Genomic DNA, 24,689 nt, shown 5'->3' on the forward strand with positions numbered 1-24,689 from the left:
GCGCAGCGATTATCGGCCGCCGCGAATCAATCCGCCCATGCCGCGTCGCTCCATAAACGCCGCCACCAAATGGCGCACTTCCGTGGTCATCTGGGTGTTCAACACCCGCTGCGCCAACATTTCGGCGTCGGCAAGGTCGATATGCCGCAGCAGGTATTTGATACGCGCCACGCTGCGGCCGTTCATGCTCAAGTTGCGATAACCCATGCCCACCAGCAACAACGCGCCCATAGGATCGCCGGCCAGTTCACCGCACAGGCTAAGCTGCAGCCCGGCCGTTTTCCCCTGCTCGGCGATCAGTTTCAGCACCTGCAGCATCGCGGGATGCAAACTGTCATACAGCGAGGCGACCCGGGTGTTGTTGCGATCCACCGCCAGCAGGTACTGGGTCAAGTCGTTGGTACCGACCGAGATGAAATCAACGCGCCCGGCCAGATGCGGGATCAGGAAAATCATCGACGGCACTTCCAGCATCACGCCGATTTTCGGTTTCGGGATCGCGTAGCCGAGCACTTCTTCCACCTCGCGCCCGGCGCGGTCAATCAGGCGTTTGGCCTCGTCGACCTCTTCCAGACTGGTGATCATCGGCAGCAGAATGCCCAGGTTGCCGGTGCCAGCGTTGGCGCGCAGCATCGCACGCACCTGAATCAAAAAGATCTCCGGCTGATCCAGGGTAATGCGGATGCCGCGCCAGCCCAGGCAAGGGTTCTCTTCGCTGATCGGCATATAGGGCAGCTGCTTGTCGGCACCGATGTCCAGGGTGCGCAGCGTGACCGGCTTGCTCGGGTAAAGCTGCAGCATGCCCTGGTACTGCGCGACCTGCTCCTCTTCGGAAGGGAAGCCGCTTTGCAACATAAAGGGGATTTCGGTGCGGTATAGCCCCACGCCATCCACCCGGCCGCCCAACAGCTGTTCATGTTCCGGGCTGAGGCCGGCATTCAGCATCACCTGAATGCGTTCGCCGCTTTTCAACTGCGCCGGCTGTTCGACGTCGTCTTCCGCCAGCTTGCTCAGCTCCAGCTCTTCGCTGATCAGCCGTTGATATTCCTGCACCAGTACCGGCTCAGGATCGACCAGCAGTTCACCGCGATAACCGTCGACGATCAGCAGCCGCTGGCTGAGCAGAGCAGGCTGGATGTCGGCGCCCATTACCGTCGGCACCCCCATCGCCCGCACCAAAATCGCCGCATGCGAGTTGGCGGCGCCGTCGCGCACCACCACGCCGACCAGGCGATCCTGCGGCACTTCGGCCAGCAATGTCGCGGTCAGTTCATCCGCCACCAGCACAAAACGCGCCGGCCACTGGGTGGCGCCCTGGGTGGTGTCGTCGAGGTGGAACAGCAGACGCTGGCCCAGCGCGCGCAGATCGCTACCGCGCTCGCGCATGTAGGTGTCCTGCAGTTTGGCAAACTGCTCGGCAAAGGTTTCTATCACCTGTTTCACCGCCCACTCCGCCACCGAACCGTTGTCGATTTCGGCGAACAGTTCGCGCTTGAGACGGGCGTCGTTTAACAGGTGAGAATAAAGATCGAAGATCGCCGCGCTCTCTTTTTGCGAACTGGCGGCAAAACGCTTGCTGAAGCGACGAAATTCCGCGCCGGCCTCTTCCAGCGCCAGCGTCAGGCGCTCGCGCTCGCTGGCGGTGTCCAGCGTCGACGCGCGGTACACCTGATCGAGCGAAGGCTGGCTGCTGTCCTGCCACCCTTCCGCCACCGCCACGCCGGGCGAGGCCGCCAGCGCGCGCACGCGCGTTTGGCGATACTGGCCGAAAATGGCATTAAGCTGCGACTGTGACAGGATCCCGGCCATCTGCGTGGCCAGGGTGACCATGAAAGACTCTTCGCTTTCGTCAAACTGGCGCAGCTCGCGCTGCTGCACCACCAGCACGCCCAGCAGCTGGCGCCGATGAATGATTGGCACCCCGAGGAATGATCGGAAACGATCCTCTTTCACCTGCGGAACGTATTTGAAACTGGGGTGGCTTTGGGCATCGGCCAGGTTGATAGGCTCGGCCCGGCGGCCGACCAACCCGACGACGCCCTCGTCAAACGCCAATGCGATAGTGCGCCCGCGCGGCTTTTTCAGCCCGCGCGTGGCCATCAGGTAGTAACAGCGGCGGTCGTTGTCCGCCAGGTAGATGGAACACACTTCGGTGTCCATCGCCAGACAGGTTTCATTGACCAGCAGATCCAGCGCATCCGTCAGACTGGCCGCCGCGGCCACCTTCTCTACAATTTCTCGCAAGCGCGTGAGCATAGTCGGCTTAACTTAACCTCTCTTTCGGCGATAAGCGGGGGCCTGCCGCGGCGCCGCCTGCTCTTGCATCGGCATCACGGTCACGGCGAATTCTTTCATCACCCGGCGGTAGACGTCGCGTTTGAACGACACCACCTGGCGCACCGGATACCAGAAGCTCACCCAGCGCCAACCGTCGAACTCCGGCGTGCTGCTGCGCTGCATATTGATATCAGCGTCATTGCACAGTAGCTGCAACAAAAACCATTTTTGCTTTTGGCCGATACAAACCGGCTTTGTGTCCCAACGCACCAAACGTTTCGGCAATTTATAGCGCAACCAGTTGCGGGTCGAAGCCAGGATGCGCACATCCTTTTTACTCAGCCCCACTTCTTCGAACAGCTCACGGTACATCGCCTGCTCCGCAGTTTCGCCAGGGTTAATCCCACCTTGGGGAAACTGCCAGGAGTGCTGACCGTAACGGCGGGCCCATAAGACCTGCCCCTGACGATTACAGATTACGATACCAACATTCGGGCGGTAGCCATCATCATCGATCACCGGACTACCTCGATAAGCTTAAATTCGCATAGATGTCCTGATTGTTTCACACAAGCTACAGGCGGTAAACCACTGCTTTACGGCGCTGCGGGCCGGATAACATTGGGATAACTCACAGATATAGGCAAAGTTATAAACATACCCCAGCCTTTCAGACCGGTTTTATTCACTTTTTCTGTGGATAGGTGTGTGTAGAACTCGAGGGATAAGCCGGTAAAACTCTTAAACCCCAAAATCCCCTCCCAACCCTAAAAAAACAAAATAACATTAAAAACATATAATTAAATAATGTTGTATCGTTATGTACAGGGCAAAAATGTGATCTGTGCACGGTAAGGATCTTACCCTGGCGAAAGATCCATCAACGTCGTTTTTATCCACAGATTATCCGGGCAAGTTACGCACAAAACGGACAAATTCGTAAAAAACCGCCCGAGTCAAGGCTGTAAATTGAACCAGTGATCGGCAAAAATTTGGGTTATCCCATAAATCTGTGGATAAATAGGTGTAAGATCCTGTTTATTGTCGGTGGCTTCAGGTGAACAAGCCCCAGGAGTGCATTGTCGGCCACGCAAGGAAAGGAAAAAAGTCATGTAAAATCATGCTACTATTATTCTTTTCCCCAGACGATAGCGGTTATCGCTCGCCGCGTATAATTGCAGTACGTTTTTCAACCATATTCGACAGGCTTGATTTATGGCGTTTTTATCCTCTTTGCCGCCTCCGCCGGAAAATGAACGGCAGCTGTTCGAACGCGCTCAGGCGCTGGCAGGCGCCAGCTTTGGCGAGCTGGCCGCCCGCGCGCAGTTGCCGATCCCCAAAGATCTGAAGCGTGATAAAGGTTGGGTGGGCATGCTGCTGGAGCGGTATCTCGGCGCCATGGCCGGCAGCAAACCGGAGCAGGACTTTCCCGAACTGGGCATCGAGCTGAAAACCATTCCTGTCGACGCCGCCGGTAAACCGCTGGAAACCACTTTTGTCTGCGTTGCTCCTCTCACCGGCAACAGCGGCGTCACCTGGGCCAGCAGCCACGTTCGCCACAAGCTGGCGCGCGTCTTGTGGATACCGGTAGAAGGCGAACGGCAGATCCCGCTGGCCGAACGCCGCGTCGGCTCGCCGCTGCTGTGGAGCCCGAGCACTGCAGAAGAAGAGATGTTGCGCCGCGATTGGGAAGAGTTGATGGATCTGATCGTGCTCGGCCACGTAGAGCGCATCACCGCACGCCATGGCGAAGTACTGCAGCTGCGCCCCAAAGCGGCCAACAGCAAGGCACTCACCGAAGCCATCGGCGAACAGGGGCAACCTATCATGACGTTACCGCGCGGTTTCTATCTGAAAAAGAGTTTTACCGGTGCGCTGCTGGCAAGACATTTCTCAATCTAAGCGATTTCGTTTAACTCTGGTTTAGCTCCCACTGTCAGCGCCACGATAAACGCGTATAATTCACGTTTTGCATTTATTAAGTATTAAAAGGTGTACCGGGCAATGTTCGAATGGATTATGGATCCCAATGCCTGGTTAGCGTTAGGTACGCTAACCATTCTTGAGATCGTACTGGGTATTGATAACATCATTTTTCTGTCGCTGGTGGTGGCCAAGCTGCCCAAAGCGCAACAGAACAAAGCTCGCCGGCTCGGGCTGGCCGCTGCCATGATTATGCGCCTGGCGCTACTGGCCTCTATCGCCTGGGTGATTCGCTTGACGCACCCGCTGTTCACCGTGCTGGATCACGCTATTTCCGCCCGCGATCTGATCCTGTTGCTGGGGGGGCTGTTCCTGATTTGGAAAGCCAGCAAAGAGATCCACGAAACCATCGAAGGATCGGAAGAAGAGCACCACACCAAGGTGCATAGCTTCTTCGGCGCGATCGTGCAGATTATGCTGCTGGATATTATCTTCAGTCTGGACTCGGTGATTACCGCCGTGGGTCTTTCCGACCATCTGTTCATCATGATGGCGGCAGTGGTGATCGCCGTCGGCGTGATGATGTTCGCCGCCCGGCCGATCGGCGAATTCGTCAACCGCCATCCGTCGGTAAAAATGCTGGCGCTGGCGTTTCTGATCCTGGTGGGCTTCACGCTGATGCTGGAAAGTTTCCAGGTGCACGTGCCGAAAGGCTACATCTACTTCGCCATGTTCTTCTCCATGTCGGTAGAAGCGCTCAATCTGATGCGCAGCAAGAAAAATCGCGCGCCGGAATAACCCTACCCGGAAGCCGCCATCGGCGGCTTCCATCGCTTCGTTGCCCCCTCATTTCACTTTTTCTTATCAGATAAAGACTTATCTGAGACGCCCTCCGCCGAGAGTTTGCTAATCTTGAAAGAACATTGTTTTCTGCATAATCGAGGATCCGCAGGATGAAAAAGTGGGTAATGGCAGTATCTGCGCTGGTGATGGTGGCCGGCCTGGCGGGATGTTCCAGCGACTACGTAATGGCGACCAAAGACGGCAACATGATCCTGACGCAAGGCAAGCCGGAGATCGACAAAGACACTGGCCTCATCAGTTATAAAGACGAGAAAGGCAACCACCGCCAGATCAACGGCGATCAGGTTTCCCAGGTTATCGAACGCTAATCATCGCCCGCCGGCTATCGCCCGCTCGAGCGCGGTAGCCCTCATTCGCGTCCGCGCGGAATCCGCTTCCCCCATCTTCACCGCTTGGTTATAGTCAGGAAAGGCGACATCGCCGCCCGACGGACTTTGCGCCGTCTTCTGACATTGGGCTCCTGTTTCACCGGGCCGCGCGGCCCGTCAGCGCTAACAAGAAAGGAAGGCCGTTAATGCAATACCACCGTATTCCCCACAGTTCTTTAGAAGTGAGCGTGCTGGGACTGGGCACCATGACCTTTGGCGAACAGAACAGCGAAGCCGACGCCCATGCGCAACTGGACTATGCATTGGCCGCAGGCGTGAACCTGATAGACACCGCCGAACTGTACCCGGTGCCGCCCCGCCCGGAAACCCAGGGCCTGACCGAGAGCTATATCGGCAGCTGGATCAAGGCGCGCGGCAATCGCGGAAAAATCGTCCTGGCCAGCAAAGTCTCGGGCCCGGTGCGCGGCACCGACAGCAGCATCCGCCCGCAGCAGGCGCTGGATCGCAAAAACATCCGCGCCGCGCTGGACGCCAGCCTCAAGCGGCTGAACACCGATTATCTCGATCTTTACCAATTGCACTGGCCGCAGCGCGCCACCAACTGCTTTGGCAAACTCAACTATCAATACACCGATGACAAAGCTACGGTTACGCTGTTGGAAACGCTGGAGGCGCTGACCGAGCAGGTGCGCGCCGGCAAGATTCGCTATATCGGGGTTTCCAATGAAACGCCTTGGGGCGTGATGCGCTACCTGCAGCTGGCGGAGAAACACGAGCTGCCGCGCATCGTGTCGATTCAAAACCCGTACAGCCTGCTGAACCGCAGCTTTGAGATTGGCCTGGCCGAGATCAGCCAGCACGAAGGGGTGGAACTGCTGGCCTATTCCAGTCTGGCGTTCGGTACTCTGAGCGGCAAATACCTCAACGGCGCTAAACCGGCCGGTGCGCGCAATACGCTGTTCACCCGCTTCAACCGTTATTCAGGGCAGCAAACCCAGCTGGCGATCGCCGAATACGTGGCGCTGGCCAAAAAACACGGGCTGGATCCTTCGCAGATGGCGTTGGCCTTCGTGCGTCAGCAGCCGTTCGTTGCCAGTACCCTGCTGGGCGCCACCACGCTGGAGCAGTTGAAAATCAACATCGACAGCCTCGATGTGGTATTGGATGAGGACGTGCTGCAGGCGCTGGAAGAGATCCATACCCGGTTTACCATTCCGGCACCTTAATACAGCCGGGGCGCAGCCAGGCTGCGCCCCGTTTTTTTACCGCCGCTGCGACCACCACAGCACGCTAATCGCCAGCGCAAACACCACGCCAAACCCTACGCCGACGCCCACCACCGGCACGCCCAGCTTCACTACCAGCGAATACAGCGCCAGCATCAGCAACATGGCGGCGTTTTCACCCAGGTTTTGCACCGCGATCGCATTGCCGGCACCGACCGAATGCTTGCCCCGCTCCTGCAGCAACGCATTGAGCGGCACCACGAAGAAGCCCCCCAGCATGCCGATGATCGCCAACAAGACATAGGCATTGAGCATGGTGGTTTGCAGCGCGAACACCGCGACCGCGACGCCGATCAGGATCCCGGCCGGCATGCAGCGTTTTACCGTCTTCAGCGTGACGAAGCGCGCGGCGCCGCCGGCCCCCACCACGATACCGACGGCTACCATGGCGTTCAGCAGCGTCGGCGTGGCATTATCGGCGATGCCGAGCGCCACCGGCACCCACAGCACCAGCAGAAAACGCAGCGTCACGCCGGCCCCCCAGAACAGGCTGGTGCCGATCAAGGAGAAACGCGTTTGCCCATCGCGCCATAACGTGACGCAGGCGGTGAAGAAGCTGTTCGTCATGGCCCGCGGGCGCCAGGATGCCCCCGGACGCGCCGCCGCCAAACGCGGAATATACAGGTTGGCGACCACCGCCCCCGCGTAAACCAAGGCGCAGGCCGCCAGCGCCGCGACCACATGCCAGTCCGCCAGAATACCGCCGGCCACCGAACCGGTCAGAATGGCGGCGATGGTCGAGGCCTCCATCAGACCGTTAGCCTTGACCAGTTTTTCGCCGCTGGTGATCTCGCCCAGAATGCCGTATTTGGCCGGCGAATACGCGGCGGCCCCCACACCGACCAGGCTGTAACCGAGAAACGGGTTGAACCCAAAGCAGATCACCAACGCCCCCGCCAATTTTAGGGCGTTGGCGAACATCATCACCCGCCCTTTGGCGAAGCTGTCGGCTACCTGGCCGACGAACGGCGCCAGAATGATATAGGTGGCGACAAAGGCCATCTGCAGGATCGGCTGGCTCCAGTCCGGATACAGCTGCTGCTTGATCAACGCCAGCGTGGCGAACAGCAACGCATTGTCGCCGAACGCCGAGAGGAACTGCGCGCTGATGACGGCGATCATGCCGCGTGACAACAAAGGGGATTCGGTCGAAGGATTCATCAGGTACTCTCCGGCTGTTCGGCCATATGACGCAGGGTGACAAAATCGGGTTTGCCGCTGCCGAGCACCGGCAGCGTTTTCAACAGGCGAATATCGCGCGGCACCGCCAGCTCAGGGCTGCCCAGCTCACGCGCCACCCGCAGCAATGCTTCGCGGGTGATAGCAGGATCGGTGGTAAACAGCACCAGCGCTTCGCTTTTGCTGCTGTCGCTTTTGACGGTGGCGGCATGCAGTTTTTCCGGCGACAGCCGCTGCGCCAGCAATTCGACGCTCTCGAGCGACACCATCTCCCCCGCCAACTTGGCGAAGCGCTTCACGCGCCCGCGAATGGTGCAGTAACCTTGTTCATCCAGGCTGACGATATCGCCGGTGTCGTACCAGCCCGGCTGCAGCACGCCGTTCGCATCTTCCGCCGCCGGCGGTTCCAGCTCGCCGGGGCGCTCAACCCGCAGATAGCCTTTCATAATATTCGGCCCCTTCAGCTGCAGGCGGCCGCCGTTATCGATGCCCGGCACCGCGATCAGGCGCGCCTCCATCTGCGGCATAATGCGGCCGACGGTACCCACCTTGGTCGCCAGCGGCACGTTAATCGACACCACCGGCGCGCATTCGGTCACGCCATAACCTTCCAGAATGCGGATGCCGTATTTGTCCTGGTAGATCTGTTTGGTGCTGTCCGCCAGTTTCTCCGCGCCGGCCACCACGTAGCGCAGACGGGCGAAATCATACGGATGCGCGAAGCGCGCATAGTTGTTGAGGAAGGTCGCCGTGCCGAACAGCACCGTGCAGTTGCGGTCATACACCAGCTCCGGCACCACGCGATAGTGCAGCGGGCTGGGGTAGAGGAAAATGCGGCTGCCGGTGATCAGCGGCGTGAGCAGCCCTACCGTCAGGCCGAACGAGTGGAACAGCGGCAGCGACGACATGAAGCGGTCGCGCGGCGTGAAGTCGGCGATGGTACGAATTTGTTCGACGTTGGCCAGCAGGCTGGCGTGCGAATGCACCACGCCCTTGGGATGGCCTTCAGAACCGGAAGTAAACAGGATCAGCGCCGCGTCTTCCGGGCGTTGCGGCAACGCCGCGCGCTGCGGCTGCAGCAAATGCCGCAAAATCCACAGCTTGTCCGCCAGCGTGACCGTATCTTTCAAATCTTCCAGATACACCCAGTTGGCCAGCGGCACCTGTTCCGGCAGGTGGGTTAGCTTTCCCTTCTCCAGGAACTGGCGCGAGGTAACGATGGTCTTGATGCCGGCGGCAGTCATCGCGCTGTTCAGGCCGTTGGCACCGGCGGTGTAGTTGAGCATCGCCGGAATGCGGTTGCACAGCGAAGCGCCGAAGATCGCCGCCGCGGTGATGGTGGCATTCGGCAACAGCAGCCCGACGTGTTCCCCTTCGGCGGTAAAGCGCTGCAGAATGCGGCTGACGCCCAGCGATTTCTTGATCAGCGCCTGATAACTGTCTTCTTTGAAAGCGATGTCTTCGATACAGGGCTTGCGGCGCCCGTAGCGGTGCTGCGCCGCCAGCAAGGCATGGAACAGGGTCTGCGGTTCGCGCGTATCCATCCGCGCCCGCATCATGATCTGCATCAGCCGATCGCCCGCCAGCGCCCGGCGTTCGCGCGCGCGCGGCGCTTCCGGCATCGGCAACGTGGTCGGCGGCAAGATGCGAATGCTGATTTGCGGGAACCAGCGGATCTTGAATACCCCGGCCATGCGGCCGAACCGGCTGAATTCGGGGCCGTCGATCCGCACCGGCACTACAGTGGCGCCCGATTTGGCGGCGATAAACGCCGCGCCGTCGTAGATTTTCATCAGCGCGCCGGTCACGGTGATGCGCCCTTCAGGGAACACCACGATCGGCCGCCCCTGCTCGACCATCCGCACCAGCTGTTTGATGGCCATCGGCTTGGTGGGATCGAGCGAGACGAAATCGATGTAGGGCCGCAGCCAGCGCATAAACCAGCTCTCGCCGATGCTGGCGTAAACCGCAAACACCGGTTTAATCGGCAGGAACAGCGCCAGCAGCACGCCGTCGAGGAAAGAGACGTGGTTCGGCGTAATCAGCAGTTTTTGCCGATCGAAGTGCTGGACGTCCCCTTCGACCCGTACCCGAAACAGCAGGCGAAACAGCGCGCGCAGCAGTGAAAAGATCATGCCCTTCTCCCTTGGCCATGGAGGCGTAAATCGTTGTAGGGAAAAGAATACTATATGGCAGGCAAAAAAAAACCTACGCATCCGCGTAGGTTGGTGCAATTGAAAATGGCTTCAACATACAGAGTATGCTGATTTCTCACCAATCAATACCTCTGGGATCACCTACTCTAGAGAGATGGCGTGCAGGAAACTACCGACGAATCGCAAGAGTTTTGCTCCAAATGCAACCAGCTGTAAATTTCTCGCGATCTGCTGTAATAACTCAATGAAACTTAAATAATCCTCACAACAGAAAGATCAATAATGATGCCTCATCGGATGGAAGCGGGTCGGTGGTAAGAAAAAAACCCTGTGCATACGCAGATACGTACGGCACATTGGCGTTTAGCCAAATCGAAACTGAAACAGATCCTCTCATCCCTCTTGTCTCCTAAACGCTAAAGAAATCAATTAACGGAAACTATTCTCAAAAGCAAAAACCAAGTTAGACGAGATATCTAACGTGTAATTTTCGTCAACATATGCAACACGCTTTCTTGCTTTTCAAGCACAACAATAACAACAAAAAGACAAAGTTAAAAATGGTCAAACTAAAAACAGAGCCGCTTCCCGATCTTGCGGTTATCGTAACCTCACAGTAAAAGCACGCATCGAGGATAATTAATTATTAATAATTAAAAAACCGCAAGCAATAAAACCTATGCGTTAGCTACCAAACAGGACAAACAAGCAAGATGAGATAACATAAGACAACCGGTCGGAATATAAATCTATTTTTATATAAATTCACAGCGCAATATTTCATAGGTTGAGATTGAGAAATAAAATACCCCTGCATTGAATCGCGAGTAAAACGTTGCGACATCCTTGCATTATCTTTTCAAGCAATACGATTTTCATTTATTTAGTGGCATATTCTCAGAAGGAACTCCGAATGAAGAAATATTTATTTTTAGCTCTGCTACCTCTGTCGTGCACGAGCGTATTGGCTGCAAAAACAGCCAGTACGTCTGTAGATTTCTCCGGAGAAATTTACAATAACACCAGCTGCAGTATTGCTGCCAACACCAATAGCATTGATCTTGGCCGCCATTCCAGCGAAGCTTTTGATAAAGTAAATCCCGTCCAGTTGGAAGGCAACGGCATGGGTAGCATTCCGTTCACCGTAAACTGCACGGCACCGACCAACATGGGTATTGAAGTGACCAGCGCCAGCGGCGATGCCGATTTCAAGTATATGGACAGAAGCTTCACCGCATCGCTGGCAAAAGACGCCAGCAATAAAGATATCGCCGTGTTGGGCCTGGCACTGTCGGATATCGCTATGGACGGTGAAACCGTCCGTGCGGCGCTGATTCCCGAAGGCGATGATATCTTTGATTTGACCAATGTAACTGACGGTGCAGATCACGAACAGGCTATTTTCTCTTCTGCCTCAGGTAATCGCTTTGCGGTCACATCAGATGCTAATTACGACAATATGGCGATCGGCCAGAACCTGAACGGTACATTCAGCTACCGTTCCTTCCTTACCCCGCTCAGCTACATTGATGATAAAAGCATCCAAATGCAAGACAGCATTGCATTGCAAGCCTCTGTGAATCTTTCGGTTCACTACCTGTAATCACCAGGTGGGGACACTTCTCTGTCCCCACTTATTTCAGCCTGGTTGTTTGGCAAAATATCTTAACGTCCTTTGACTAGAGTTCGTTATTCTCCGCTATTCAGGAAATAAAATGAAAGGTCTCATCCATTATCTCACCACAATATTTATATTGCTGACTCCATTTTACGGCCAGGCAACCATTAAACTGGAAAAAATAAGCCTCTTGGTCAATCAAGAAAAAGGAGAGGCAACCGTAAGAGTCGATAATATCGGTAATTATCCTGTGTTGTTATTTTCGTCCGTTGTTAAGAATGCATTAAGCAAGCAAGGAGAAGATCCCTTGTTCATTCTCTCTCCGCCAGCCGCGCGCATTGATCCGGGTAAATCTCAGCTGGTACGCGTCATGCTTGCCGATCCCTCGGGACTTGATAAGGCTCGTCAGCAAATGCGCCATATCTATTTCCAGGAAATTCCCGATATGGGAGAAAAAAGCAACCAACTTAAGGTAAATACTCGGCATCGGGTCGTCGCTATCGCCACGCCCTCCGCGCTGGCAGAAAACAAATCTCCCTGGCAAACCCTGATCTGGCAACAAAACGGACATTCTATACAAGTCAAAAATCTCAGCCCTTACGTTGTCAGGTTAGCCCCGACTATCACCGTACAACCCAGCAACCAGCAGTTTGTTTTGGAACAACCTTATTTGCTGCCTGGGCAAACGATCGGTACACGTAAGGGCGATAGGCTTATCAGCCCCCCCTCCCGTTTGCACTTCACGCCAATCAGTAACATAGGGCGCGCCATACCCGATATCACGGTTAACCTTGCCCCAATCCAGTGAGACAGCCTTTGAAATTGCACATACCGTTACGTCTGCTGGCGTTTTGTCTGCCTATCGGCTGTGTCTCGACCAGCCTGGCCGACTACGATATTGAGATGATGCGCGCACTTGGATTGCCCAGTGAGATTGCTGATTACTTTTCCTCTGGAACGAAATTCCCCGCAGGAAAACAATCGCTCTTCATCAGCGTCAACGGCCAAAACCATGGACGGCATGAAGTCAATATCGACAAACAAGGCGAATGGCAATACGACGCTGAACTCGCAGAAAACCTGGGGTTACACCCCTGCAAACTCAACACTCAAGCAGATATGCTGATGAGCCAATGCTATCAAGGCAGCCGCATCGACAATGAAACCGGTAATAATCAATTGATTTTGCTGTTGCCCGAGCGCTATATCCGTCGACAACCGGCCGACTATGAATTTGGTGGCCATGCCCTGATGCTGAATTATACTGCGAGCCGATTCGACAGCCAAAACCACAGCAGTGATTACGCGGCGTTGGAAACCGGCTTTAACAGCAGCAACTGGCTGTTTCGCCATAATGGCACCTATAACAAGTCCGAACGGCATCAGGGGTACACGCCTTATAATAGTTATGTGCAGCGGACATTGACGGACCACGACGCCATGATGCGTTTGGGACGAGCAACGTTATCAGATTCGCTATACAGCGGCATTACCCTGGACGGCCTGCAATGGCTACCTGACTCGTCACTGTCATTTAGTCAACGCAGTGATGTGCCGGCAGTCGAAGGCATCGCCGAGAGCCAAGCCAAGGTTGAGATTTTTCAGAATGGTAGATTAGTTTACGCCACGCAGGTGCAACCGGGCGCTTTCCACCTGACGGATATCCCCGCGCAGTTCGACGCAGTCGATTTGTCCGTCACCGTCACGGAAAGCAACGGTAGTCGCAAACAATTCATCGTCCCTTATCTGACGACATCAGGACGCCCGGCTCCCCGCCAGGGCAGTTATTCCCTTGCTCTCGGGCGCACTCACAGCCTGGAAAAAAGCACAGAAATGTCTTTCATCACTGGACTGGCTCATTTTCTTTGCCATGGCTCAATCATCACCAAGTGAGAGGGGGAAGTTTCCTCAGTCGCGATTATCGCGGCCTCGCCGCCGGTTATAGCGTTACCGATAGCGATTATCGTTTTACGGCTTTGAGCCACGTGGCACAGTCACCAAGCGGTAAGGGCACCAAACTGCAGCTGAATAGTGCATTGCCTCTGATAAAAAACCTTAAGCTGAACGCCGGATACAGCATCCAGTCAGAGCGATACCGTTCACCCACACAGCTTCGTTCTCCGCGTAAAGATGACAGCGAAGGGGCTTATTGGCATCTACCGCATGGTGCATCATCTTCACACCAACGTCAAAGCTATAGCCTGGGCCTAGGTTGGCACCATCAGTACATTGGAAATCTATCTTTGGGCGTTACACGCACTGAAGGGGGAAATGAACAACAGAATCAGCGAGTCTACGCCTTCTGGAACCGTCAATTTGGCGCAGCCACCGTTGGCGTTAGCCTGGAAAAAGAGCGCAGCCGCGACGTTCGCGATAACGATACCCGACTGTTCGCCACCCTTTCATTACCGCTGGGAAAAAACCGACGTTATAGCGCCAATATGATAAGCAACGGAAGAAATCGTAGCATCAGCAATTCGCTTTCCGGCCAAGCGCTGAATGGCGATCTGGCGTATGGACTCAATGCAACGCAAGGCACCCAATCCAATAACGGCACCTATTCAGGCAATGTGAACTACTTGAGCCCGTTTACCACTCTTTCCGGCAGCTATAGCCATCTGTCAGAAAATCAGCAGGCATCTTACTACAGCGCCACAGGCTCCCTGGTGGCAGACAGCAGCGGGCTAACGCTCTCACCCCAGAAAATCGGCGATACCTTCGGCATATTGACGATACCGGGCCTCGCCGGAATCAGCGTGTCCACGCCAGGCGGAAAGGTGAAAACCTATGGCAAGCAAGGTAAGGCGGTCATCCCAAGGCTGCGTGAATATCAACCCAGCCTGATTAACGTGGACACCAGCACCTTGCCCCCCGGTGCCGATATCGACAACGGCGTGCGCAATATCAATCTGGCACGTGGCAGCGTTAAACATATCAATATCAATGCCATTAATACATTGCGGGCCATTGTTCAGATTAGCTATGCCGACGGCACAAAACCCGCTATCGGCAGCATGATTTTGGATGAACAACAACGAGTGGTCGCTTTTACCAATGATCAGGGCGCAGCCTTCATTGAACATCAGAAAGCGCACCGCGCGAAGAACGATGCGTCATCACAACGCTTCAGCATGAAAACCTCTGCGGGACAGGCATGTTATTTCGCAATTGCTGCAGACACCTCTCCCCGCAATCGTGCCGGCATCAGCCACTCCGAAGCCGTGTGTCGCTAAACGTTCATCGATATCAGGAGAAAATATGAAAGTGATTTATTACGGGTTAACAGCTATCGCCATCAGTTTTGGGGCTAACGCTAACTGCACGCTAACGGCCACACAAAACAGCGTTTATCTGGGAGAGCACAATATCGGGTCACTGTCTCAACAATCCACTCTGCTGCACAGCGCCCCATTGCAGTATCGGTTGGCTTGCGATGAGCCAGTGCAGTTGCAGGGATTCACTCTGCGGGAGAATAGAAACGGAGGCAGCGCAGCCGATGCTTCTAGCTATCTCAGCCTCACGGTTGATGAATTACGCAATGGTGATGGTGAGCCGATTGCCTTTTCACTTGGCCCCGGGCTGCTGAGCCAAAGACATCTGCCCAACTATCGTTTATCCGTCGATCGTGAAGCATTACACATTCTTGTACCGGATAACGAGGTTGGGCAACACTTCACCCTGTCATTAACAGTGTCCAGTTTCGCCACCTCCGCGACACAACTGCGTCAACAGCAACGCGATAACATCCCGCTGTCGACCCAATTGCTGGCCAGCGCTAACTATCTTGATCCCGACGTTCGGTGAATGCGCTAACCTCGACCAGGCAGCTCATGGCGTTCGGCCCCTGCGTCAGCGGCGAGGTGCCGATATCGAGCGTCAGCACGTTCGGGTTGCCCGCCTGCTCGACCGGCCGGCGCTGCGCGTCGAAACCCGGCTCGAACCAGGCACCGGTTGCCATCAATACCACACCGCGCGTCACGCCGTCAGTGAGGGACGCCCCCGCCAGGCAGCTCCCGCGCGCATTGCTGACCAGCACTTCGGCGCCGTCCGCCACGCCGCGCTGCGCCGCGTCCTCCGGATGCATATACAGGGTTTCGCGCCCGGCGGTCTTATTGCCCTGCGCCAGCGGCGCCGGATCCATCTGGCTGTGCAGACGATCGCTCGGTTGGATGGAGATCAGATGCAGCGGCCAGGTTTTGGCCTGCGGCGCGCCCAACCACTCCACCGGCGGCTGCCACTGCGGATGCGGAGCGAAATCCTCATAGCGATAGCCGGCGATCCGCTCGCTGAACAACTCGATCTTGCCGCTGGACGTTTGCAGCGGGTTAGCCTGCGGATCGGCGCGGAACGCGTCAAAAAAGACGAACTCCTTGGCCGGCGCGGGCAGTTCGACATAGCCCTGGCGCCAAAAATCCTCAAACTCGGGCCAGACGACACCGGCACGCCGCTGCGCTGCGCCGCATTGCCGGTAGATATCCTCGATCCAGGCCCGCTCGTCGCGGTTTTCGGTAAAACGTTCGCGATAGTCCAGGCGCTCCGCCAGATCGGCAAAGATATCGAAATCGTTGCGCGCCTGATGCTGCGGTGCAATCGCCTGATGCATCGCCAGCACGTAGCGATCGCGCGAGGAGCCGCCGATGTCGTTGCGCTCCAGCGAACTGGTGACCGGCAACACGATATCCGCCATTTTGGCCGCCGCCGTCCACCAGATATCTTGTACGATCACCGTATCCGGCTTCTGCCAGCCTTCCACCAGCCGGTTCAGCTGCTGATGGTGATGGAACGGGTTGCCGCCGGCCCAATGCACCAGGTGGATATCCGGGTACTGCCGCGTCTCGCCGCAAAATTGATAGGCTTCGCCGGGGTGCAGCAGCATGTCGCAAATGCGCGCCACCGGGATCGCCAGCCCGGCCGGGTTATCCCCTACCGGCATAGTCGGCGCAGGGGTGTCCACGCGCGGGTTACCGACGCCGTTCATCGAGCCGTGGCCGAACGAGAAACCGCCGCCCGGCAGCCCCACCTGGCCCAACATCGACGACAGCGCGATCATCATCCAATACGGTTGCTCGCCGCGGTGTGCGCGCTGCACGGAGTAGGAACAGGTGATGAAACTGCGCACGCCGATCAGCTGCCGCGCCAGCCGCGCGATGCGCGCCGCCGGAATGCCGGTAATGGCGCTGGCCCAGGCCGGCGTTTTCGCCATGCCGTCACCGACGCCGTTCAGGTAATCCGCCAGCTGTTGATAGCCCACGCAGTGGCTGTGCAGGAAGGCTTCATCCTGCGCGCCCAGCCGCTGGATTTCATAAGCCAGCGCCAGCATCAGCGCCACGTCGGTATTCGGCCGGATCGGGATCCATTCCGCGTTGACGAACCCGGGGCAATCGTCGCGCATCGGGCTAATGTTGATCACCGGCGTGCCCTTACGCGCCAGCTTTTGCAGCCAGGGCTTGAGCGCATGCTCCGCCGCGCCGCCGGAAGAGACCTGCGCGTTTTTCAGTGCCAGACCGCCAAACGCCACAAACAATTCGCAATGCTCCACCACGCTCGGCCAACTGGTGACACGCCCGGTCAACGGCGAGAAAGTGCCGATCACATACGGCAGGAAAAACTGCGCCGCGCCCCAGCTGTAGTTGCCCTGCTGATCGACCCCGCCGCCACCGCTGAAATAGAACCGCCGCACCAGCGAGCGTGCATGATGCAAACGCCCGGCCGACGACCAGCCATAAGAACCGGTGAACAGCCCGGAGGGACCGTAGCGATCGCGCACCCGGCGATTCTCTTGCGCCACCAAATCGAGCGCCAGCTCCCAGTCCACCTCGACGAAATCTTCCCTGCCGCGCAGCGTACGGTCGCTGCCCTCGCGCTTTTGCAGCCACGAGCGGCGCACCGCCGGCTTGCGGATACGTTTGTCGGAGTAGACCATCGGTACGATGGAATCGAGCAGCGGCGAAGGATCAGGATCGTCGACGAAGGGTTCACAACGGATAAGCCGGCCGTCTTCAACCACGGCGGTATAAGCGCCCCAATGGGCGAGCTGCGGATAGCGTTTAATGGACATGGCGTTCTCGGCGCAATTCGGAATGCACAGACGTTACCTCAGCCCGCCGCCAGAGCCAACGTACAAATTGCGCTATCGGTCGGCTGCCGATGGTTATGCGTACAGACTCGAAGAGATTCTGCAACGGCCACCACAAGTTGCGCACGAGACCGCTTGCAGCCCCGGTTTTTTTCCGCAAAACTGGGGGATGTAAGCGATTACCCAGGATGTGTTGACTGATATGGCTACGATAAAGGATGTTGCCAGGCTGGCGGGTGTTTCCGTGGCCACGGTGTCCCGCGTGATAAACAATTCCCCCAAGGCCAGCGAAGGGTCGCGCACTGCGGTGCTGGCCGCCATGGAACAACTGCAGTACCACCCTAACGCCAACGCTCGGGCGCTGGCGCAGCAATCCACCGAGACGCTGGGCCTGATCGTCTCCGACGTTTCCGATCCCTTCTTCGGCGCGATGGTCAAAGCAGTCGAGCAGGTGGCCTATGCCACCCACAATTTTCTGCTGATTGGTAACGGTTACCACGACGCCGAAAAAGAGAGACAGGCGATTGAACAGCTGGTGCGGCACCGCTGCGAAGCGCTGGTGGTACACGCCAAAAGGCTGAGCGATCAGGAACTTTGCGGCTGGATGCAACAGATCCCGGGCATGGTGCTCATCAACCGCACGCTGCCGGGTTTTGAAACGCGCTGCGTGGCGCTCGACGATCGCTACGGCGCCTGGCTGGCGACCCGTCATCTGATCCAGCAAGGGCACCAGCGTATCGCCATCATCTGCTCCACCCACCAGATTTCTGACGCCACCGACCGGCTACAGGGCTATCTCGACGCGCTGCAGGAACACGGCATTGCGGTGGATGAAAAGCTGATCGCCTACGGCGAACCGGACGAGATCGGCGGCGAACAGGCGATGACCGAGTTGCTCGGCCGCGGCCGTTCGTTCTCCGCCATTACCTGCTACAACGATCCGATGGCCGCCGGCGCGCTGTCGGTGCTGAGCGATAACAGCGTCGACGTGCCGGGGCAAATTTCGCTGATCGGTTTCGACGACGTGTTGATTTCGCGCTATCTACGCCCACGCCTGACCACCATTCGCTACCCTATCGTCGCGATGGCCACTCAGGCGGCGGAACTGGCCCTGGCCTTGGCCACTCGGCAACCGCTGCCGGAAATCACCAACATGTTCAGCCCGACGCTGGTGCGCCGCCACTCGGTCGCCCCCCTCAACAACGCGCACGAACAGCCGTAATTCGCACCGCCGCATGACGCTGTGAAGCGGGCGCAACACGCCCGCCCGCTGATCAGATAAGCTCCAGCGCGATCAGCTCTTCGATGGTCTGGCGGCGGCGGATCAGGCGCGGTTCGCCGTTTTCGAACAGCACTTCGGGCAACAGCGGGCGGCTGTTGTAGTTGGAGGACATCGACGCGCCGTACGCGCCGGTATCGTGGAACACCAGATAATCGCCGATCTGGACCGGCGGCAGCTCGCGGGTTTCCACGCCGCCGCCCGCCTGCTGGGTGAACACGTCGCCGGATTCGCACAGCGGCCCGGCGATCACCGTTTCGCGCAGCGGTTGCCCCGAAGTATCGCGCCCATCGGCCGGCAACAGCGAAATATGGTGATAGCTGCCATACATCGCCGGGCGCATCAGATCGTTAAAACCGGCGTCCACCAGCACGAAGTGGCGGCTGCCCATGTCTTTTACCGCCCGCACCTCGGCCACCAGGACGCCCGCTTCCGCCATCAGGAAACGCCCCGGTTCGATCTCCAGCTGCACCGGATGCCCCAGATGCGCGGCGATGCGTTCACGCGCCCGGTTCCACAAACCGAAATAGTGTTCGGTATCGATCGCCTCTTCGCCGTACTGGTACGGGATAGACAGGCCGCCACCGGCGGAAATGGCGCTGATGTCATGACCGAGATCGATCACCTGCTGCACCATCGCATCGCAGACCCGTTCCAGATGCTGGTAATCGACGCCGGAACCGATGTGCATATGCACACCGATCAGTTTCAGGCCGTAGCGGCGGATCTTCTCCACCGCCTGCGGCAGGTCGGCATACCAGATACCGTGCTTGCTGTTCTCGCCGCCAGTGTTGGTTTTCTGGCTATGGCCGTGGCCAAACCCCGGGTTAATGCGCAGCCACACCGGGTGCCCTGCGGAAACCTGGCCGAGCTGCTCCAGCATGTCGATGGAGCCGGCGTTGACCGGGATCTTCAATTCGCTGACGCGCGCCAGCGTGGCGTGATCCAACACGTCTGCAGTAAACACGATCTCACTCGGTTCGCCGCCCGGCTGAAAACCGGCCTGCAGCGCCCGTTCGATCTCGCCCAGCGACACCGAATCCACCTTCACGCCCTGCTCGCGCATCAAGCGCAAAATATGAATGTTCGAACAGGCCTTCTGTGCGAAACGGACAGTGTCGAAGTGGCGCAGCTGAGCGATGCGCTGGCTGATGATGTCCGCATCATAGGCCCAGACCGGGCAGCCGAAACGCTGCGGCAAGGCCAACAGGTTAGCGGCGTTCAACGCGGTGGAGGTGTCGTGCAACGGGCGTGGCATGGCGATATTCCCAATTCGAAAATGACGGCAGATAACGCCATAGTGCCGCACGCTGAATCGGGTGGAAAATATCTATTTAGCCGTAGTCTATTCATTTATGATATGGCTTTACCCACAGCCGAGCGGCCTCGCCATGCATAACATCTCTTTGCGGCAAATCGAAATCTTTCGAGCGGTGATGACCACCGGCAACCTGACCGAGGCGGCAGCCCTGCTGCAAACCTCGCAACCGACCGTCAGCCGTGAGCTGGCGCGCTTTGAGAAGCTGATCCGGCTGCAGCTGTTCGAGCGGGTGCGCGGGCGCCTGTCTCCCACCGTGCAGGGGTTACGGCTGTTCGAAGAGGTACAGCGCTCCTATTACGGCCTCGATCGCATCGTCAACGCCGCCGCCGGCATCCGCCAGTTTCAGCAAGCGCAGCTGTCGATCGTGTGCCTGCCGGTATTTTCCCAATCGCTGCTGCCGGCGGTGTGCCGGCCCTTTATCGAACGTTACCCCGAAGTCAGCTTCAGCGTCATTCCGCAAGAGTCGCCGCTGCTGGAAGAGTGGCTGTCTGCCCAGCGCCACGATCTTGGGCTGACGGAAACCACCCTGACGCCGGCGGGCACCGAGCGGGTGACGCTGATGACGTTGAACGAAGTGTGCGTGCTGCCGACGGGCCACCCGCTGCTGGTGAAAGATCGGCTGACGCCGCAGGACTTCGCCGGGCAGAACTTTATCAGCCTGTCGAGCACCGACAGCTATCGTCACCTGTTGGATGCGCTGTTCGGCGAACAGGGCGTCGAGCGCCGCATGGTGATGGAAACGCACAGCGCGGCGTCGGTGTGCGCCATGGTGAGGGCCGGTGTCGGGGTGTCGATCGTCAACCCGCTGACGGCGCTTGACTATGCCGGCAGCGGCGTGCACGTGCGGCCGTTCAGCATCGACGTGCCGTTCACCGTCAGCCTGATCCGGCCGCTGCACCGCCCTTCATCGGCGCTGGTCACCGCCTTTATCGACCACCTTCATCAACAGGCCGCCGCCTTTGCCGCCCGGCTGGCCGCCGCCGTCAGGCGCTGAAAGCGGCGTGGGAATATTGCCGAAGCATCAGCGCAGCGTCGCCTGCCACTGCGGATCGGTGGCGAACCACTCCACCAGAAAGTCCAGCATGGTGCGCAAGGTGGCGGGCATCTGGCGGCGTGAGGTATAGATGCCGTAGATACCCATCGACTGCGGCCGGTAATCCGGCAACAGTTCGACCAGTTCGCCACTGGCCAGCAGCGGTGCCGCCGAATAATAGGGCTGCATGGAAATGCCCGCCCCCTGCACCGTGCCGGCCATCAGCACCACCGACTCGTTGGCGCTCAGATTGCCGCTGACCGCCACCGCCGATTTCACCCCCTGAGCGTCGAAGTGCCACAGGCTTTTGCCGAAATAGGAGTAGGTCAGGCAGTTGTGCAACGCCAGATCCTGCGGTTGACGCGGGGTGCCGTGCGCCGCCAGATACGCCGGCGCGGCGCACACCACCGATGCGCAGGTGGACAGCGGGCGGGCAATCAGGTTGGGATCCAGCTCGTTGGTGATGCGCAGCGCCAGATCGATGCGCTCTTCCACCAGGTTCACCGCCCGGTTGTTCATCTGCAGATCGACCGCCACCTGCGGATGACGCTTCAAATACTGAGCGACGGCCCCCACCAGCGCCGTTTGCCCAAGCGACTGCGAACAGGTGATGCGCAGCAGGCCGCGCAGCTCATCGCTCTGCCCTTCCTCCACCAGGTCGATCTCCCCCGCCAGCGCCAGCATTTGCCGACAGCGTTCCAGAGTGCGCTCACCGGCGTCGGTCAGACTAAGCTTACGGGTAGTGCGGTGCAGTAAACGCGCCCCGGCCCATTGCTCCATCTGCGCCAGGTAGCGCGTCACCATCGCACGCGACATCTCCAGCGTGTCGGCGGCGGCGATCATGCTGCCGCGATCGACGATGGTGACAAAAACCTCAGCGGCGGTAATGCGATCCATGATTAGTCCGATTTATGCAACGAATAATTGCTTATTATCCGGTTTTTCTATCGCTTTATGCAACCTAACATCATTACAACATTAACCGATACCTAAGGACCTCTGCCCATGTTTAAGAAATCACTGTTAACTCTGGCCTTCACCGGCGTCGCCACCCTCAGCACCTACGCCACCGCTGCCGACACCCTGACCATGGAAGTGTATAACCCGGGCGAGAAAAGCGTGTTCCCGGTGTCTTCCGAAATCATCAGCGGCAAACACGAAGTGGCGCTGATCGACGCTCAGTTCCAACGCAACGACGCTGAAGCGCTGGTGAAAAAGATCAAGGCGACCGGCAAGAAACTGACCACCGTTTATATCAGCCACTCAGACCCGGATTTCTATTTCGGTCTGGACGTGATTAAGGCGGCCTTCCCGGAGGCGAAAATCATCGCTTCGCCAGGCACCATCAAGGACATCAACGCCACCAAAGACGGCAAAGTCGCCTACTGGGGCCCGATTCTGAAAGACAACGCGCCAAAAGCCGTGATCGTGCCGCAGCCGCTGCAGGGCGACAGCTTCACCATCGACGGCCAGAAAGTGGAAGTGAAAGGCCTGAACGGCCCAACCCCCGATCGCACCTTCGTGTGGATCCCGGCGCTGAAAGCGGTAGTAGGCGGTGTCGCGGTCGCCGGTGACAACATCCATCCGTGGATCGCCGACAACCAGAGCGTGGAATCGCGCCAGCACTGGCAGCAGACGCTGAAAAGCATCGAAGCGCTGAAGCCGCAGGTCGTCGTGCCGGGCCACTTCCTGCCGGGCGCAGCGCAAACGCTGGCATCGGTACAATTTACCCAGAAATACCTGACCACGCTGGAAGCTGAGCTGCCGAAGGCCAAGGATTCCGCCGCGCTGATTGAAGCGATGAAAACGCACTACCCGACGCTGAAAGACGAGTCGAGCCTGGAACTGAGCGCGAAAGTGCTGAAAGGCGAGATGAAGTGGCCACAATAAGCGCCCGTGCGTGATTGAACCAGCCCTGGCGCCGCGGTGAGCTGCCGCGCGCCAGGCGAGGAGTAAAGATGACCGAAACCACTCTGCATTACATTTTCGATCCGCTGTGCGGCTGGTGCTACGGCGCCGCGCCGCTGGTGAAAGCGGCTCAGAGCCTCCCCGGGCTGAAGGTCGTGCCGCACGCCGGCGGCATGATGACCGGCAACAACCGCCGTCAGATTACCGACGAATGGCGCAACTACGTCATTCCGCACGACAAACGCATCGCCGAGATGACGGGCCAGCCTTTTGGCGAAGCCTATTTCAACGGTCTGCTGCGCGACACCACGGCGGTGATGGATTCCGAGCCGCCGATCACCGCTATCCTGGCGGCGGAAAAGCTGGCGGGACGCGGGCTGGACATGCTGCACCGCATTCAGCAGGCACACTATCAGGAAGGCCGTCGCATCGCCGACACGCCGGTGCTGGAAGCGTTGGCGAAAGAGCTGGGGTTGCCTTCGGCGGCGTTTATCGCCGAAATGCGTTTCAACAGCGGCGCGCCGACCGCGCAACATATCGCGGAAAGCCGGGCGCTGCTGGCCAAAGTGCAAGGCCAGGGCTTCCCGACCTTTGCGCTGCAGGACAGCGAAGGCCGCCTGCATCTGCTGCCGGCCGGCAACTATCTGGGTAACGTGGAAGCCTGGAAAAACCTGCTGGGCGCCGCCGCGCTGGCGTAACCAACCTTTCTCGCCCCGGCTGCCGGGGCGGGTCATTCGACCCGCACGAACCGCCCTTCCGCCCGCACGTTGTGACCGAACCCGCAATCGCCCCGCGTGTGCATTTCCAGCGCTTGCTCACCAAACGCCATCGTCACGTCGCAGACCTGCGCGCTTTCCGAGTCATGCTGGTGGTAGACCGCCTTGCCGTGCTCGATCGGCAGCTCGGCGGTGAAGTCGCCCATGTTCGGGCCGTAATACAGCCCCATCTGCGGCATGGCGTAGCCGGAAAAATCAATCAGCCAGCGCTCGCCCTGCGGCTTCACCGTCACCTCGCTCCACACGCCGCGCCCGGCGTATTGCCAATACACGCCGCCCGGCCCCTGCGGCGGCGGCCGCTGCGCCAGCCGTTGGCGCAACAGGCTCATGTTGTGCTGCGATTTGTCATCGTGCGGCGCCAGTGCCAGATAGGCCTGCGCCTTAAGCAATTCGCCGGCGTGCATCAGCGACAACGCCACGTTGTTGTAGGCCGTGGCGACGGCCTGCTCGCTCAGGCCGCAAAACTCGCTCCAGGCCGCCTGATCGCGAAAGATGTCGGCAGCTTTGGCGTAATCCTGCCGCTGATAGGCCTTTTTTCCCAGCTCGGCGTAGCTCGCCACCTTTTGGCAGTCGGCGGCAATGTCCGGCTCGTCAATGTGCGCCCAGGCCCGGACGCTGGCGAAGACGCCGCAGGTCAGCAACAGGGGAAACCAAGCCTTCATCG

The 24,689-nt window shown here is 58.3% G+C and carries 21 protein-coding genes; 13 read left to right on the forward strand and 8 right to left on the reverse strand.

What is annotated here, in order from left to right; all coding sequences use genetic code 11:
• Positions 1-9: 9 nt before the first annotated feature.
• Complete coding sequence (gene ptsP, locus ACYF6X_RS19515; protein WP_063990738.1) at positions 10-2,256, reverse strand: phosphoenolpyruvate--protein phosphotransferase; 2,247 nt, start codon at positions 2,254-2,256, stop codon at positions 10-12.
• Between the two features lie 12 nt (positions 2,257-2,268).
• Positions 2,269-2,796: an RNA pyrophosphohydrolase gene (rppH, locus tag ACYF6X_RS19520; protein WP_004931849.1), complete on the reverse strand. Its 528-nt coding sequence runs from the start codon at positions 2,794-2,796 to the stop codon at positions 2,269-2,271.
• Between the two features lie 696 nt (positions 2,797-3,492).
• Here rppH and mutH point away from each other — a divergent pair.
• The 4 genes from mutH (at position 3,493) to ACYF6X_RS19540 (ending at position 6,619) form a co-directional block, all read left to right on the forward strand.
• The gene (mutH, locus tag ACYF6X_RS19525) at positions 3,493-4,179 is read left to right on the forward strand and encodes a DNA mismatch repair endonuclease MutH (RefSeq protein WP_063990737.1); all 687 of its coding nucleotides are present in this window, start codon (positions 3,493-3,495) and stop codon (positions 4,177-4,179) included.
• Between the two features lie 102 nt (positions 4,180-4,281).
• Positions 4,282-4,998 carry a TerC family protein gene (locus ACYF6X_RS19530; protein WP_063990736.1) on the forward strand — a complete coding sequence of 239 codons (717 nt, stop codon included), beginning with the start codon at positions 4,282-4,284 and terminating at the stop codon, positions 4,996-4,998.
• A 155-nt stretch (positions 4,999-5,153) separates the two neighbouring features.
• Positions 5,154-5,372: a YgdI/YgdR family lipoprotein gene (locus tag ACYF6X_RS19535; protein ID WP_038878690.1), complete on the forward strand. Its 219-nt coding sequence runs from the start codon at positions 5,154-5,156 to the stop codon at positions 5,370-5,372.
• A 206-nt stretch (positions 5,373-5,578) separates the two neighbouring features.
• Positions 5,579-6,619 carry an NADP(H)-dependent aldo-keto reductase gene (locus tag ACYF6X_RS19540; RefSeq protein ID WP_130018245.1) on the forward strand — a complete coding sequence of 347 codons (1,041 nt, stop codon included), beginning with the start codon at positions 5,579-5,581 and terminating at the stop codon, positions 6,617-6,619.
• Positions 6,620-6,655: 36 nt separating this feature from the next.
• Here ACYF6X_RS19540 and lplT read toward each other — a convergent pair whose 3' ends face one another.
• Both lplT and aas read right to left on the reverse strand, forming a co-directional pair.
• Positions 6,656-7,840, reverse strand: coding sequence for a lysophospholipid transporter LplT (lplT, locus tag ACYF6X_RS19545; RefSeq protein ID WP_130018246.1), 1,185 nt, complete (start codon positions 7,838-7,840; stop codon positions 6,656-6,658).
• Entirely contained in the window at positions 7,840-9,993 is a 2,154-nt protein-coding gene (gene aas / locus ACYF6X_RS19550) for a bifunctional acyl-ACP--phospholipid O-acyltransferase/long-chain-fatty-acid--ACP ligase (protein WP_197817107.1), read from the reverse strand. Before aas ends, lplT begins: the two co-directional genes overlap by 1 nt.
• A gap of 934 nt (positions 9,994-10,927) precedes the next feature.
• On the opposite strand from aas, the gene ACYF6X_RS19555 reads away from it, so the two are divergent.
• From ACYF6X_RS19555 to ACYF6X_RS19575, 5 genes are all read left to right on the forward strand, one after another.
• On the forward strand, positions 10,928-11,617 hold the full coding sequence (locus ACYF6X_RS19555; protein ID WP_130018248.1) for a fimbrial protein: 690 nt from the start codon (positions 10,928-10,930) through the stop codon (positions 11,615-11,617).
• A 112-nt stretch (positions 11,618-11,729) separates the two neighbouring features.
• Positions 11,730-12,440 carry a fimbria/pilus periplasmic chaperone gene (locus ACYF6X_RS19560; RefSeq protein ID WP_130018249.1) on the forward strand — a complete coding sequence of 237 codons (711 nt, stop codon included), beginning with the start codon at positions 11,730-11,732 and terminating at the stop codon, positions 12,438-12,440.
• An 8-nt stretch (positions 12,441-12,448) separates the two neighbouring features.
• Positions 12,449-13,525, forward strand: a complete 1,077-nt coding sequence (locus ACYF6X_RS19565) for a fimbria/pilus outer membrane usher protein (protein WP_130018250.1) — start codon at positions 12,449-12,451, stop codon at positions 13,523-13,525.
• Complete coding sequence (locus tag ACYF6X_RS19570) at positions 13,498-14,865, forward strand: fimbria/pilus outer membrane usher protein (RefSeq protein ID WP_130018251.1); 1,368 nt, start codon at positions 13,498-13,500, stop codon at positions 14,863-14,865. The genes ACYF6X_RS19565 and ACYF6X_RS19570 overlap by 28 nt, the downstream gene beginning before the upstream one ends.
• Before the next feature lie 25 nt (positions 14,866-14,890).
• Positions 14,891-15,436: a hypothetical protein gene (locus tag ACYF6X_RS19575; RefSeq protein ID WP_063990729.1), complete on the forward strand. Its 546-nt coding sequence runs from the start codon at positions 14,891-14,893 to the stop codon at positions 15,434-15,436.
• Here the strand turns inward: ACYF6X_RS19575 and ACYF6X_RS19580 are convergent.
• Positions 15,408-17,690 (reverse strand): molybdopterin guanine dinucleotide-containing S/N-oxide reductase, encoded by a 2,283-nt coding sequence (locus ACYF6X_RS19580; protein WP_130018252.1) that lies wholly within the window; start codon positions 17,688-17,690, stop codon positions 15,408-15,410. The two genes, ACYF6X_RS19575 and ACYF6X_RS19580, sit on opposite strands and share 29 nt — an antisense overlap.
• Before the next feature lie 220 nt (positions 17,691-17,910).
• On the opposite strand from ACYF6X_RS19580, the gene galR reads away from it, so the two are divergent.
• The gene (gene galR, locus ACYF6X_RS19585; RefSeq protein ID WP_107227918.1) at positions 17,911-18,930 is read left to right on the forward strand and encodes an HTH-type transcriptional regulator GalR; all 1,020 of its coding nucleotides are present in this window, start codon (positions 17,911-17,913) and stop codon (positions 18,928-18,930) included.
• A gap of 52 nt (positions 18,931-18,982) precedes the next feature.
• On the opposite strand, the gene lysA is transcribed toward galR, so the two are convergent.
• Positions 18,983-20,245, reverse strand: coding sequence for a diaminopimelate decarboxylase (lysA, locus tag ACYF6X_RS19590; protein ID WP_130018253.1), 1,263 nt, complete (start codon positions 20,243-20,245; stop codon positions 18,983-18,985).
• Positions 20,246-20,378: 133 nt separating this feature from the next.
• Here lysA and ACYF6X_RS19595 point away from each other — a divergent pair, with 133 nt between their 5' ends.
• Positions 20,379-21,302: a LysR family transcriptional regulator gene (locus ACYF6X_RS19595; RefSeq protein WP_107227920.1), complete on the forward strand. Its 924-nt coding sequence runs from the start codon at positions 20,379-20,381 to the stop codon at positions 21,300-21,302.
• Between the two features lie 27 nt (positions 21,303-21,329).
• Here the strand turns inward: ACYF6X_RS19595 and ACYF6X_RS19600 are convergent, their stop codons facing one another.
• Positions 21,330-22,238, reverse strand: a complete 909-nt coding sequence (locus tag ACYF6X_RS19600; protein WP_063990725.1) for a LysR family transcriptional regulator — start codon at positions 22,236-22,238, stop codon at positions 21,330-21,332.
• A 108-nt stretch (positions 22,239-22,346) separates the two neighbouring features.
• Here ACYF6X_RS19600 and ACYF6X_RS19605 point away from each other — a divergent pair, with 108 nt between their 5' ends.
• Positions 22,347-23,231: an MBL fold metallo-hydrolase gene (locus ACYF6X_RS19605; RefSeq protein ID WP_063990724.1), complete on the forward strand. Its 885-nt coding sequence runs from the start codon at positions 22,347-22,349 to the stop codon at positions 23,229-23,231.
• Between the two features lie 68 nt (positions 23,232-23,299).
• Positions 23,300-23,947, forward strand: a complete 648-nt coding sequence (locus ACYF6X_RS19610; protein ID WP_063990723.1) for a DsbA family protein — start codon at positions 23,300-23,302, stop codon at positions 23,945-23,947.
• Positions 23,948-23,979: 32 nt separating this feature from the next.
• Here the strand turns inward: ACYF6X_RS19610 and ACYF6X_RS19615 are convergent, their stop codons facing one another.
• Positions 23,980-24,687 carry a tetratricopeptide repeat protein gene (locus ACYF6X_RS19615; RefSeq protein ID WP_130018254.1) on the reverse strand — a complete coding sequence of 236 codons (708 nt, stop codon included), beginning with the start codon at positions 24,685-24,687 and terminating at the stop codon, positions 23,980-23,982.
• Positions 24,688-24,689 lie beyond the last annotated feature (2 nt).

This window comes from Serratia sp. ID 25-353, assembly GCF_054792795.1.